Raw genomic sequence first — 13,113 nt, forward strand, 5'->3', positions numbered from 1 at the left:
CGGGAGTGTTGTTAAGTGGAGGAATCTTCCATATATTTGTGGAGGAATCTTCCAGTTAGGGAGAATACGCTCAGCGGGATGACGGACGGAAGTTGATGATGGCTGCGACTGTGTTGGTGACGGGTGGCACTGGGTATGTCGCGGGGTGGTGCATCGTGGCGCTGCTCGAGCAGGGGTACGACGTCCGGACCACGGTGCGGAGCCTCGCGAAGACGCAGGCTGTTCGTGCGGCGGTCGGGTCGGTCGTCGATCCGGGTGACCGGTTGAGCTTCGCGGTGGCGGACCTCACCGATGACGCCGGATGGGACGAGGCGGTCCGCGGTGTCGAGTACGTGCTGCACGTCGCGTCCCCGCTCGGGGACGAGACCTCGCGTAACGCCGACGCGCTGATCATCCCGGCGCGCGAAGGAGCCCTGCGAGTGCTCCGCGCCGCGACCGCCGGAGGGGCGAAGCGGGTCGTGATGACCTCGGCGGCCAACGCCGCGTCGCCCTCGTCGTACACCGCCGAAGGGATCACCGACGAGACACTGTGGACGGTCGATGACCCGTCGCTGCCGGCATACAGGCGCTCGAAAACCCTTGCGGAGAAGGCCGCCTGGGACTTCATGGCCGGCTACGACGGTCCGACCGAGTTGACGACCATCCTCCCCGGCGCGGTTTTCGGCCCGATCCTCACCGGTGGAAACCTCGGCTCGGTCCGCATCATCGCGCGGATGATTCAGGGCGACCTGCCCGGCGCACCACGGATCGGCCTGGAGGTGGTCGACGTCCGCGATCTCGCCGACCTGCATCTCCGCGCCATGACCGCGCCCGAAGCCGGCGGCGAGCGGTTCCTCGGCACCGGCGAGTTCGTCTGGATGCGCGAGATCGCCCAGACGCTCCACGACGGGTTGGGCGACGCCGGCAAGAAGGTCTCGACGCGGCAGATCCCCGACTTCCTCGTCCGCCTGACCTCCCTCTGGGACCGATCTCTCCGCTCGATCACCATCTCCCTGGGCCGGCGCAACCGGCACACCACCGAGAAGGCGCGACGCGTCCTCGGCTGGTCACCCCGCCCGGCCAGCGAGACCGTCCTGGCCTGCGCGAACAGCCTCATCGCCCGCCAGGCGATCTGACGACAGACACGAGATCGGCAAACTCGCCGACCGCTCAATTCCCAGCGGGAGTTCCCAAGACATTGCCGTGTAGCGTTTGCGACACATACCCTCCCATGTGAAGTAGTCATTACAAGGAGGCTCGATGTCGACGGTCACGGTGAAGCCTGAAGAGGTCGGGATGTCCTCGGCCGGGCTGCAGAACGTCACCCAGCTGGTACGCCGGTACGTCGACCAAGGGCGGTACGCAGGCACCGTCAGCGTGGTCGCGCGGCGGGGCGAGGTGGTGCACTTCGAGGCCAACGGGTTGATGGACGTAGAGCGTGGTCAGGCGATGCGCCCGGACACCGTCTTCCGGATCTACTCGATGACCAAGCCGATCGTCAGCGTCGGGTTGATGCTCCTGTACGAGCAGGGCCTGTTCCAGCTCAACGACCCAGTGTCGGCGTATCTGCCTGAACTGGCAGACCTCAAGGTGTTCGCCGGCGGCGACGCGGACCGCTACGAAGTACGGGATCCTGCTCGGCCGATGACGGTGCGGGACCTGTTGATGCACACGTCCGGCCTCGCCACGCTCAACGGGAAGAACCCGGTCGGCGAGCTCTACCGCCGAGCCGGCCTCACGGGCATGGATTCCACCGCCACCCTGGCCGAACTACCTCGCCAGCTCGCCGAGCTCCCGCTGCAGGCCGATCCCGGCTCGCGCTGGATCTACGGCATCTCCACCGACCTGGTCGGCCTGCTCTGCGAGGTGATCAGCGGGCAACCACTCGATCAGTACCTCCAGGACCGCCTCTTCGACCCCCTGGGCATGGTCGACACCGGCTTCTCGGTCCCCGAGCCGAACATCCACCGTCTCGCCGCCGCCTACACGTACGCCGAACCCGGCGGCGCGGACGCCGAACCCCCCGACGGCGCGAACGCCGAACCCGGCGGGCAGCAGCCCCGCGCGTACGCCCTGGCGGATGATCCCTGGACCAGTGCCTACACGAGGCCGCGGACTTTTCTGTCCGGGGTTGCGGGGCTGGTGTCGACCGCGGGTGACTATCTGCGGTTCGGTCGGATGCTCGCGGGCGGCGGCTCGCTGGACGGCGTTCGGGTGATGGGCCCGCGGACGTTGCGCTTCATGACCGCCAACCACCTGCCCGACGGCCGCGATCTCGCCTCGATGGCCGACTTCGGTGGCGAGACGCGTCGGGAGGGCCAGGGATTCGGGCTCGGCTTCGGCGTCCTGCTGGACCAGACCGTGGCCCAGACGATCGGGACCACCGGCGAGTACTTCTGGGGCGGCGCGGCCTCGACCGCCTTCTGGGTGTCGCCTGCCGACGACCTGATCACGATCTTCCTGACCCAACTCCGCCCCTCGGCCACGTACGCGATCCGCCGCGAACTCCGCGCGGCCGTCTATGCCTCCCTCACCGACTGAGTACGCCGTGCAGCAGGTGATCGCCGACGACGGGTGCGCACTCTGGAGTCGCGTCAGCGGGACCGGTCCGCCGGTGGTGCTCGTGCACGGTGGGCCCGGCTGGTGGGACGTGTTCGACGACCTGGCGGAAATGCTGGCCGACGATTTCACCGTCCACCAGTGGGACCAGCGCGGCGCCGGCCGATCAGATCGCCGCGGCCCCTACACGCTCGCGCGATTTGTGGCCGACCTCGAGACGATCCACAACCACACCGGCGAGGAGAAGGTGCACCTGCTCGGCCACTCGTGGGGCGCCACCCTCGCCCTCGAATACGCCCAGGCGCACCCAGACCGAGTCGACCGCCTCGCCCTCGTCTCCAGCGTCGGCCTGGACGGACCACCACCGTCCTACCGGCAACGTGTTGCGGAGATCCTCGCGGCGGAGCCCTGCCAGGACGAGTGGCTGGCCCGGATCTCCACCGGATTCGCCGACCGCGCCACCGCGCTGAGCAGAGCGCGGCAGCTCAACACCCCCAGATTCGAGCCGAACAAGGAGGGCGCAGAGGCCCTCCTCGCCGAACTACGCGCCCTGCCCGACCGCATCACGCCGTGCGGCCAGGTCACCTCGCAAACCCTGATCGTTCACGGGGCCCACGACCTCCGACCGCCCGCCGTCACCGACTCCCTGCTAGCCGTCCTCCCGAACGCCCACCGCGCGATCGTCCCCGACGCAGCCCACTACCCGTGGCTCGAAAACCCAGAGCATTTCCGACGACTCACCCGCACCTTCCTACGACGCGACGGCGGTTGAGTAGAGGACCGTGCCGGACTCGACGAACGCCTCCGGCGCGAGGCTGCTCAGCTCCCTCTCGGCAGCCAGCAAACACCCTGTACGCCGATCCGGCGGCAGCAGGTCGATCCGCCGAGCCATCGCGCCGATCACCTGCGAATGAGCCAGGAACTCGGCAGCAGTCGGCTGGTGGTGAAACCGCTCGACCGTGATCTCGACCCCCACGAATCCCGCGTCCTGCAAGGCGACCCGGAGCTCGGCCGGATCCGAGGTGGTGTCGTTCGACGGCATCTGCGGCGAGGGATCAGGTGGCGCCTGAAAATCGTCGATCACCCGCACCCACACGTCGTACGCCGGATGTGGGTCATGCCCGGACCAGGTGACCGCCGCGAAGGAACCACCCGGCACCAGCGTCCGGCGTACCTCGGCAAGGGCCGCAGGGAGATCGGGGACATGGAAGAGGACGAACGGCATCACCACGGCGTCGAGGACACCGGCGCGGAACGGCAACGCCTGAGCGTCGGCGACAACCCGAGCGAAGCGGGCCGGCGCCTGCCGGAGCATCGCCTCGGTCAGGTCCGCCCCGATCACCTCAGCCTGTGGCGCGGGTTCGGCGAGATGCGAGAGCAGACGACCAGGACCGCACCCCACCTCGGCAACCCGCCGCGCCTGCCCGAGGGACAGCCGATCCGCGACGGCCCGAGCGTGCACCGCGAGCACGTCGGCCCACTTCCCGTCGTACGTCGTCGCGACGCGGCTGTAGTTGTCCCGGATCGCAGCCGTGCTCATGCCGGTCAGAAGTAGTACGGCGTGACGGTCTGGAAGAACTCGACCAGGCGGGCCTTGACCACGTCGCGATGGGGAACCTCGGCGCGCGGGTTGTCATCGTCCAGATGTACTCCGTGGTCGAGCATGAGGTAGACGACGCGCAGGGTGCGGAGGGTGTTCGACATCTCCGCGGGAATGCCGTCGGGATACCCGCCGGCGCGCCCTGCGGCGGCCGCCCGGATCGCGGGATCGAGCCAGGCTGTCGCTTCCTCCCCGGCCAGATCAGTGCGAGCCAGGGCGACAGAGAGGGCGTACCCCAGCCGGTCGTCCTCCAGATCCCGGAAGACGTGCTCAGTCGGCGTCAGGAGCCGCCCGATGCCCAGCCGGAGCATCTCCACCGGCTCGACCGCAGGCATCCGCGCCAGGGCCGCCAGCAGGTCACCACCGTGCGCCACGGCGTGCAACCAGCCCAGCTTGGGGTCGAACCCGCGCAGGTCCTCCTCGGCGACGTACCAGCGCTCGAAGGGCGGCACCCAGTTGGGCTCGAAGACCCCCGCGGACACGATCGAGTCCAGGATCAGCGGCGCGAACGTCCGGGCCTGGATCTCCTCGTCGGCGAACCGGGCGACCATCTCGTCGCCGAGCGAGCGCAACTGCGCGGTGCTGAGCACGCCGGTGCCGATCCAGGTGGCCAGCGTCGCGTACGCCTGGCCGTCGCGGACCAGCGGGTCGGGCGACCGGAGCAGCACCGAGAGTTCGGCGATGAGATCGCTGAGCGGACGATCGGTCGGTACGGCGAAGCCGTCGGCGCGGACCCGCGCCCAGTCGGTCATGCGCGGCAGGCTAACAAAGAGAACGGCCCGTGGGACATCTGAGAAAACCAGATGTTCCACGGGCCGTAGCGGCCAGGACCCCTCAGCCCGGCCGGACCCGGCACCGCCGAGCCGCAAGGCGACCCGGCGGCCGTTCGTCAGGCGTCGCGCTTGCTGGCGGTGATCAGGGCGATCACCAGGATGCCGATGCTCCAAGCAGCGAAGTACGCCATTGCCCACCACGGTGACAGCGCGGTGCTGGCGCCGGCGGCGTCGGCACCGGCCAGGCCCATGTCCTGACCACCGTTGAGGAACTGGTTCGCGTTGGTGAACGGCGTCCACTTCTGCAGGTCGTCGCCGATCTTCGGGATCAGCGGCAGCAGGCTCTCGACCAGCAGCGGCCACAGGATCAGGATCGCGATCGCGCCGGCGCTCTGGCGGATCAGGATGCCGACCGCGACCGCGAAGATCGCGGCGAAGCCGTAGACCAGGCCCTGACCGAACATCAGCCGCCACTCGGCCGCGGTGTCGATCGTCATGTCCGCGCCACTGGCGAGCAGGCTGCCGATCGCCCAGGACCCCCAGGAGGCGACCAGGCCGACGACGGCGGCCAGCGTGGCGACCACGATGGTCTTGTTGAGCAGCAGGGCCGCACGCTGCGGGACGGCCTGGAAGCTGGTCCGGATGGTGCCGAACCGGTACTCGGTGGTGACGGCCAGCGCGGCCATCACCATGATGACCATCTGCCCGAGGCCGACGCCGAACTGCGTCATGGCCGGGGTCACCCGCAGCTCGTCCGGCCCGGACGCGAAGCCGGTGGCCAGTGCGGCCAGACCGATGGACAGCACGGCGGCGACGATCATGCACCACCACGGCGACCGGGTGGAGAAGAGCTTGATGCGCTCGACGGTGATCAGCGACATGTCAGTTGTCCTCCTTCGGCCCGGCGGCCACCTCGGCGCCGGAGACCGGCGGAACCGCGGTGATATCTGTGACCGCGGCGATCTCATCGTGTGCGTGGTAGTCGACCGAGTCACCGGTCATCTGCATGAAGGCGGCCTCCAGCGAACCGCGCTGCAGGGTCAGCTCGTGCAGCACGATGCCGTCCGCGGCGGCGGTCTCACCGATCTTGTCGGTGGTCACCTCGCCCTCGACGAACAGCACCTTGCCCTGGTCCTCGACATCCTCGATCCGAGTCACCAGGCTCTGCTGCTGCAGGATGCTCTGCAACTGGTCGAGCTGCGGGCTGCGGACCTTGACGGTGGTGCCGCTGGCGCGGTCGACGAACTCGGTGGTCGAGCTCTGCGCGATCAGCTTGCCGCGCCCGATCACGATCAGTTCCTCGGCGGTCAGCGCCATCTCGGACAGCAGGTGGCTGGAGACCAGCACGGTCTTGCCCTCGCCGGCCAGCCGGTGCATGAAGGTCCGGATCCAGACGATGCCCTCGGGGTCGAGGCCGTTCACCGGCTCGTCGAAGAGCAGGATCTCCGGGTCGCCGAGCAGGGCGCCGGCGATGCCGAGCCGCTGCGACATGCCGAGCGAGTAGGCACCCGCGCGCTTGTTCGCGACGGAGGTGAGGCCGACCATCTCGAGCACCTTGTCGACGCTGTCCTTGGGAAGCTTGTTGGAGGCTGCCATCCAGGCCAGGTGAGCGCGGGCCGAGCGGTTCGGGTGCACCCACTTGGCGTCCAGCAGGGCGCCGATCTTGGTCAGCGGCTGCCGCAGGTCGCGGTAGCGCTGCCCGTCGATCCGGACGTCGCCGGCAGTCGGGGTGTCGAGCCCCAGGATCATCCGCATCGTGGTCGACTTGCCGGCCCCGTTCGGGCCCAGGAAGCCGGTCACCTTGCCGGGTTTGACCTCGAAGGACAGGTTGTCAACGGCAACGGTTGCGCCGTATCGCTTGGTGAGGCCTCTTGCCTCGATCATCGCCGTACTCCTCGTTCGGTGGCGCGCCAGTATGTCCTCGGGCGGGCTGTGTCTACCTCAGTATCAGGGTCGGTCCGGGTCAAAGCATCGAACCCGGGGCGGATCCGCAGTGTCCACCTGTGGATGGATTCTGCCGTCCGTGGTCGTGTTGATGCCATCGGTTAACCCCCTGACCCGTCCCCCACGATCCCTCACTCGCGGGACGGGTACATCCGACCAAAGTCGACACCCGATCGACGAAAGGCCACGCCCATCACCTTGTGCGAACAAGAAGAGGGGCCCGCCGGAGTGATCCGGCGGGCCCCTCGCTTCATTCGTTCAAGCAGTCGTTCGATCCCGGCCATCAGGCCGTAGGGCGATCAGGCTGCGGCGTTCACCTCGGCCGGGGTGTCGGAGATGACCGACTCCCGGCGCTTGGAGACCACCACGGCCACGACGATGATCAGCAGCGCGACGACCGCGATGATGATCCGCAGCGGCGTGTTGGTGTCCTCGCCGATGCTGGACATGCCCACCACAGCCGGTGCGATCAGCACGGAGACCAGGTTCATCACCTTGATCAGCGGGTTGATGGCCGGGCCGGCGGTGTCCTTGAACGGGTCGCCCACGGTGTCACCGATGATGGTGGCCTCGTGCGCCGGCGAACCCTTGCCGCCGTGGTTGCCGTCCTCGACCAGCTTCTTCGCGTTGTCCCAGGCGCCACCGGAGTTGGCCAGGAAGACGGCCATCAGGGTGCCGCTGGCGATCGCGCCGGCCAGGTAGCCGGCCAGCGCCGAGGCGCCCAGACCGAAACCGACCGCGATCGGGGCCGCGAGCGCGAGCAGACCGGGAGTGGCCAGCTCACGCAGCGAGTCGCGGGTGCAGATGTCGACGACCTTGCCGTACTCCGGCTTGCCGGTGCCATCCATGATCCCGGGGATGTCGCGGAACTGGCGACGTACCTCGTAGACGACCGCACCGGCGGCGCGGCCGACGGCGTTGATCGCGAGGCCGGAGAACATGAAGACGACGGCCGCACCGATGATCAGGCCGACCAGGGTGGACGGGTCGAAGACGAGCGCGTCCGCGTTGAACGCGGCGTCCCCGGCGTCGTTCAGCACCGAGTAGATCGAGTCCGTGTACGACCCGAACAGCGCGGTCGCCGCGAGCACCGCGGTGGCGATCGCGATGCCCTTGGTGATGGCCTTGGTGGTATTGCCGACGGCGTCCAGCTCGGTCAGGATCTGGGCCGCCTCACCGTCCACGTCACCGGACATCTCGGCGATGCCCTGCGCGTTGTCGGAGACCGGGCCGAAGGTGTCCATCGCGACGATGACACCGACGGTGGTCAGCAGACCACAACCGGCCAGCGCGATCGCGAACAGCGCGACCACACCGGAACCGCCGACCAGGAAGGCGCCGTACACGGCGGCGGCGATCACCAGCGCGGTGTAGACGGCGGACTCGAAGCCGACCGAGATACCCGACAGGATCACGGTCGCGGCGCCGGTCAGCGAGGTCTTGCCGACGTCCTGGACCGGCTTGTCCTCGGTACCGGTGAAGTAGCCGGTCAGCGCCAGGATGATCGCCGCCAGCACGATGCCGATGATCACCGAGACGGTGGCGATGACCCGAGGGTCACCGTCGTTGGCCGCGATCGCTTCGGTGGCGCCGGTCAGGTCGCCGAAGTTGGCCGGCAGGTAGATGAAGGCGGCGGCCGTACAGAGCACCGCCGAGATCAGCGCGGAGATGTAGAAGGCCCGGTTGATCGTCCGCAGGCCGTTCTCGCCGGCCCGCGGCTTGGTCAGGTAGACACCGATGACCGCGGTGAGGGCGCCGATGGCCGGCACGATCAGCGGGAAGATCAGGCCCTGCTCGCCGAAGGCGGCCTTGCCCAGGATCAGCGAGGCGACCAGCATGACGGCGTACGACTCGAACAGGTCCGCGGCCATACCGGCGCAGTCACCGACGTTGTCGCCCACGTTGTCGGCGATGGTCGCCGCGTTGCGGGGGTCGTCCTCGGGGATGTTCTGCTCGACCTTGCCGACCAGGTCGGCGCCGACGTCGGCGGCCTTGGTGAAGATACCGCCGCCGACCCGCATGAACATGGCGAGCATGGCGGCACCGAAGCCGAAGCCTTCGAGCACGGTCGGGGCGTCACCCTTGAAGAGCAGCACCACCAGGGCGGCACCGAAGAGGCCGAGCCCCACGGTGAACATCCCGACGGTTCCACCGGTCCGGAACGCCACCCGCATGGCGGGTTCGCGGCCCTCGTCCCGCGCGGCGGCGGCGACGCGGACGTTGGCCCGGGTCGCGAGCCACATGCCCAGGTAGCCGATGGTGGCGGAGAAGCCCGCGCCGACCAGGAAGAAGATCGAGCGGAAGATCTTCAGCGTGGTCTCGTTGCCGTCACCGTGCACCGGCAACAGGAACAGCAGCAGGAAAGCCACCACGGCGAAGACCGACAGTGTCTTGAACTGCCGGGACAGATAGGCCGCGGCGCCTTCCTGAACCGCCAAAGCGATGGTCTTCATGTTCTCGGTGCCATCGTTCGCGGCAAGCACCTGACCGCGGAACACCATCGCGATGGCGACCGCGAAGATCGCGATCACTCCGACGACGATGACCAGCGTGGTGTTGCTCGACGAAAGATCCACCGCTTGTACAGCAAGCAGCGCGGACATCCGTCCTCCTTGTTGGCAACCCTCAGGGCTGAACGGCCCCCGTACTGCCGCATCCGTAGGGTTGAGAATTACGACACAGCGCCAATGGCCTGACGCGGTGGGTCACTCTAACGGGTATCCGACCAGACCTGACGACAGGGTGGTCTATGCCATACCCGCGTCAGACGGCAAACCTGGCACCGGATTCGTTCTCAACCCCGTCACCCCGCTCACCGTCGGTGATCCTCAGGACACCTTCTCGCTCCGCCTCAGATCGCCGAGGCGACGTCGGGGTGGATCTCGAAAACCTTTGTCAGCCCGGTGATCCGGAAGATCTTCAGCAGCCGTTCCTGGGTACAGACCAGAGACAGCGAGCCATCATGGGTGCGCACCCGTTTGAGTCCGCCGACGAGCACGCCGAGGGCGGTGGAGTCCAGGAACTCGACCCTTTCGAGGTCGACGACGAGGTGGTACTGCCCCGCATCGACCAGCGAGACGATGGTCTCGCGGAGCTTCGGTGCGGTGTAGACGTCGATCTCCCCACCCACCTCGACGACGGTGCGCCCACCCTCGGTGCGCGTCGTCAGCGACAGATCCACTTCGGCCTCCGATCCCGTGAACTGTTGCATTCAACCATGTACGGACCGTGAGAAAGGGCCGTGTGCGAAAACTCTTTCATTCCGGCTCTCCCCGCGTCGACCCACCTGGTGAAAAAGACCTGTGCATCCGCATTCGCACACGCGTTCCGCATCCGGCCGTGCACTCTCAGCCTGCGCAGGACATCCCTTGTCCTAGGGAACAACTAGGGTCGAAGCCATGAGTGAGGCGGCGTTGGTGCTCAAGCGGCTCGCTGCCGGACCGGGCCGCGGCGCGCGGCTCACGCACGTGGAGTCGGTGCCGCCGCGACTGGGCCAGACCGGAACCTGGCCACGCTGGGTGCCCGAGGAGGTGCTCGGCCAGTTGGCGGATGCCGGCATCTCCGCGCCATGGAGTCACCAGGTGGCTACTGCCGAGGCCGCCTACAGCGGGAAGCATGTCGTCGTAGCCACCGGTACTGCGTCCGGCAAGTCCCTCGGCTACCTCCTGCCCGCCTTCGCCACGTTGAGCATCGCCCAGACGGCATCACCTCACCGGCGTACGGCGTCGGTCCTCTACTTGTCGCCCACCAAGGCCCTGGCGCACGACCAGTTGCGCGCGGTCTCGGCGTACTCCGTGCCCGGGTTGCGGCCCACGACGCTCGACGGTGACTCGGAGCGCACCGAGCGGGACTGGGCCCGCGACTACGCCACGTACGTGCTGAGCAACCCGGACATGCTGCACCGCTCCGTGCTGCCGAACCACCAGCGCTGGGCCCGTTTCCTGGGCTGCCTGCAGTACGTCGTGGTCGACGAGTGCCACCACTATCGAGGGGTGTTCGGCGCGCACGTGGCCGGCGTACTGCGTCGGCTCCGGCGGGTCTGCGCGCAGTACGGGGCGCATCCGATCTTTGTGTGCGCGTCTGCCACTGTCGCGGAGCCTTCGGTGTCGGGGCAGCGCCTGACGGGCTTGCCGATGGTCGAGGTCACCGAGGACGGCTCACCCCGCGGCGGCATCTCCTTCGGCCTCTGGGAGCCCCCGCTGACCGCCCTGCACGGCGAGAACGGAGCCCCTGTACGCCGATCCGCCACGGCTGAGGTGGCTGACCTGCTGACGGATCTGGTGGTGTCCGGTGTCAGGACCGTGGCGTTCGTCCGGTCCAGGCGCGGGGCGGAGACCGTCGCCATGACAGCGAGGGACAACCTTGCCGAGGTGGATCCGGCGCTGGCCGAGCAGGTGTCGGCGTACCGGGCCGGTTATCTGCCGGAGGAGCGACGGCGGCTCGAGGCGATGCTGCAGAGCGGGGAGCTCACCGGCGTCGCCGCGACCAATGCCCTGGAGCTGGGCATCGACATAGCCGGGCTGGACGCAGTACTGCTGTCCGGCTGGCCCGGCACCCGGGCATCGCTCTGGCAGCAGGCGGGACGAGCGGGGCGGTCAGGTGGCGATGCGCTGGCCTTGTTCGTGGCTCGCGACGATCCGCTGGACACCTATCTCGTCCGGCATCCACAGGCGATCTTCGGTCAGCCTGTCGAGGCGACGGTCTTCAACCCCGAAAACCCTTATGTGCTCGGCCCCCAGCTCTGTGCCGCGGCGCAGGAACTGCCGCTGACTCCGGCGGACTACGAGATCTTCGGCGCCACCACGGAGAACGTGATCGGCCAGCTGGTCCGGCAGGGGCTGCTGAGGGAACGGCCGCACGGCTGGTTCTGGACAAGGCGCGATCGGGCCGTCGACGCGATCGACATCCGCTCGGCCGGCGGCAAGACCGTGCAGATCGTGGAAGACCAGACCGGCCGTCTGCTCGGCACGGTCGATGGCGGCTCCGCCCACGCGAGCGTGCACGCCGGCGCTGTCTACGTGCACGCCGGTGAGTCCTACCTGGTCCGCTCCCTAGACCTCGAGAACCACGCCGCCATCGTCGAGCAGGCCTCACCGGACTACACCACTTTCGCGCGGGACGTCACCGAGATCAGCATCCTGGCCACCGAGGACACCCGCCGGTGGGGTGCCGCGGAGCTGTCGCGCGGCTGGGTCCAGGTGACGAACCAGGTGATCTCGTTCCAGCGCAAGCAACTCGTCACCGGCGACGTGCTCGACGAGCAGCCGCTGGATCTCCCGGAGCGCACGCTGCGCACCAAGGCGGTCTGGTGGACCATGCCGGACTCCCAGGTCGACGAGCTCGGCCTGGACGACGTACCGGGGGCGGCGCACGCTGCCGAGCACGCCTCGATCGGCCTGCTGCCACTGTTCGCCACCTGCGACCGCTGGGACATCGGCGGCGTCTCCACTGCGAAGCATGCGGACACCGGTTGCCTGACCGTTTTCGTGTACGACGGACACCCGGGCGGCGCCGGCTTCGCCGAACACGGGTACGCCGCGGCGCGCGAGTGGTTGACCGCGACACGTGAGGCGATCGCACACTGTGAGTGCATGGACGGGTGCCCGTCGTGCGTACAGTCACCCAAATGTGGGAACGGGAACAGTCCCCTCGACAAGGGCGGCGCGGTCGCGCTGCTCACCGCATTACTTGCACGCGAGGCCTGAACGCTCCAGCACCCGGTGGTGGCTGGAAGAAAGGCAGCAAATCATGGTGGTCCTCGGAATCGTCCTGATCGTCCTGGCCGTCCTCCTCGGTCTGGGCATCTCGGTCTCCTCCAGCGACTCGACCACGATGTCCGTCTTCGGAGTCGACTTCGGCATGGTGGTACCGACGCTGTTCTTCATCGGTGCGGCAGCCGGCGTGGCTCTCGTGATCGGACTGTGGTTGACGAAGAAGGGACTCGGCCGCGGCTACCGCCGCCACAAGGAGGTCAAGGAACTCCGCCAGCAGGTCGCCGCCGCTCCGGCCACGGAGGCCGAACCCACCACCGCCTCCTCGTCCACCCCTGAGGCCGGCTCCGCGACGGCCGGCTCGGCGACAGCCGGCTCTACTACGGTCGCCGAGACCCCGGATGATCCGGACAGCCGGACCGTCGAGATCGGCTCCGACAAGACCGGCTCCGACGAGCGGGTGGCGAGCGGACCGACGACGGCCGAGCGACTGGCGGCCGAACGGCACAATGTTGCCGATGGCACCGATACCAAGCAGCCGCACTGA

At 68.3% G+C, this 13,113-nt stretch carries 11 protein-coding genes; 5 read left to right on the forward strand and 6 right to left on the reverse strand.

The window, feature by feature from the left end; translation table 11 throughout:
• The first annotated feature begins 98 nt into the window (after positions 1-98).
• From ACFPJ1_RS24150 to ACFPJ1_RS24160, 3 genes are all read left to right on the forward strand, one after another.
• Positions 99-1,115 (forward strand): NAD-dependent epimerase/dehydratase family protein, encoded by a 1,017-nt coding sequence (locus ACFPJ1_RS24150; protein ID WP_380107200.1) that lies wholly within the window; start codon positions 99-101, stop codon positions 1,113-1,115.
• 124 nt (positions 1,116-1,239) lie between these two features.
• Complete coding sequence (locus ACFPJ1_RS24155) at positions 1,240-2,520, forward strand: serine hydrolase domain-containing protein (RefSeq protein ID WP_380107201.1); 1,281 nt, start codon at positions 1,240-1,242, stop codon at positions 2,518-2,520.
• 7 nt (positions 2,521-2,527) lie between these two features.
• Complete coding sequence (locus ACFPJ1_RS24160) at positions 2,528-3,310, forward strand: alpha/beta fold hydrolase (RefSeq protein WP_380107203.1); 783 nt, start codon at positions 2,528-2,530, stop codon at positions 3,308-3,310.
• Here ACFPJ1_RS24160 and ACFPJ1_RS24165 read toward each other — a convergent pair.
• The 6 genes from ACFPJ1_RS24165 to ACFPJ1_RS24190 all read right to left on the reverse strand — a co-directional run bounded on the left by ACFPJ1_RS24165 (position 3,290) and on the right by ACFPJ1_RS24190 (position 10,066).
• The gene (locus ACFPJ1_RS24165) at positions 3,290-4,078 is read right to left on the reverse strand and encodes a class I SAM-dependent methyltransferase (protein ID WP_380107205.1); all 789 of its coding nucleotides are present in this window, start codon (positions 4,076-4,078) and stop codon (positions 3,290-3,292) included. The two genes, ACFPJ1_RS24160 and ACFPJ1_RS24165, sit on opposite strands and share 21 nt — an antisense overlap.
• A 5-nt stretch (positions 4,079-4,083) precedes the next feature.
• Positions 4,084-4,890 carry a DUF2785 domain-containing protein gene (locus ACFPJ1_RS24170; RefSeq protein WP_380107207.1) on the reverse strand — a complete coding sequence of 269 codons (807 nt, stop codon included), beginning with the start codon at positions 4,888-4,890 and terminating at the stop codon, positions 4,084-4,086.
• Positions 4,891-5,027: 137 nt separating this feature from the next.
• A complete protein-coding gene (locus ACFPJ1_RS24175; protein ID WP_380107208.1) occupies positions 5,028-5,792 on the reverse strand; it encodes an ABC transporter permease in 765 nt (254 codons plus the stop codon).
• A 1-nt stretch (position 5,793) separates the two neighbouring features.
• Positions 5,794-6,795, reverse strand: a complete 1,002-nt coding sequence (locus ACFPJ1_RS24180; protein ID WP_380107210.1) for an ABC transporter ATP-binding protein — start codon at positions 6,793-6,795, stop codon at positions 5,794-5,796.
• Positions 6,796-7,154: 359 nt separating this feature from the next.
• Positions 7,155-9,458 (reverse strand): sodium-translocating pyrophosphatase, encoded by a 2,304-nt coding sequence (locus tag ACFPJ1_RS24185; protein ID WP_380107212.1) that lies wholly within the window; start codon positions 9,456-9,458, stop codon positions 7,155-7,157.
• A 248-nt stretch (positions 9,459-9,706) separates the two neighbouring features.
• Positions 9,707-10,066 carry an STAS domain-containing protein gene (locus ACFPJ1_RS24190; RefSeq protein WP_439649178.1) on the reverse strand — a complete coding sequence of 120 codons (360 nt, stop codon included), beginning with the start codon at positions 10,064-10,066 and terminating at the stop codon, positions 9,707-9,709.
• A 187-nt stretch (positions 10,067-10,253) separates the two neighbouring features.
• On the opposite strand from ACFPJ1_RS24190, the gene ACFPJ1_RS24195 reads away from it, so the two are divergent.
• Complete coding sequence (locus ACFPJ1_RS24195) at positions 10,254-12,560, forward strand: DEAD/DEAH box helicase (protein WP_380107214.1); 2,307 nt, start codon at positions 10,254-10,256, stop codon at positions 12,558-12,560.
• A gap of 43 nt (positions 12,561-12,603) precedes the next feature.
• Positions 12,604-13,113 (forward strand): hypothetical protein, encoded by a 510-nt coding sequence (locus ACFPJ1_RS24200; RefSeq protein ID WP_380107216.1) that lies wholly within the window; start codon positions 12,604-12,606, stop codon positions 13,111-13,113.

The organism is Kribbella qitaiheensis, from assembly GCF_042657745.1.
Classification (GTDB): domain Bacteria; phylum Actinomycetota; class Actinomycetes; order Propionibacteriales; family Kribbellaceae; genus Kribbella; species Kribbella qitaiheensis.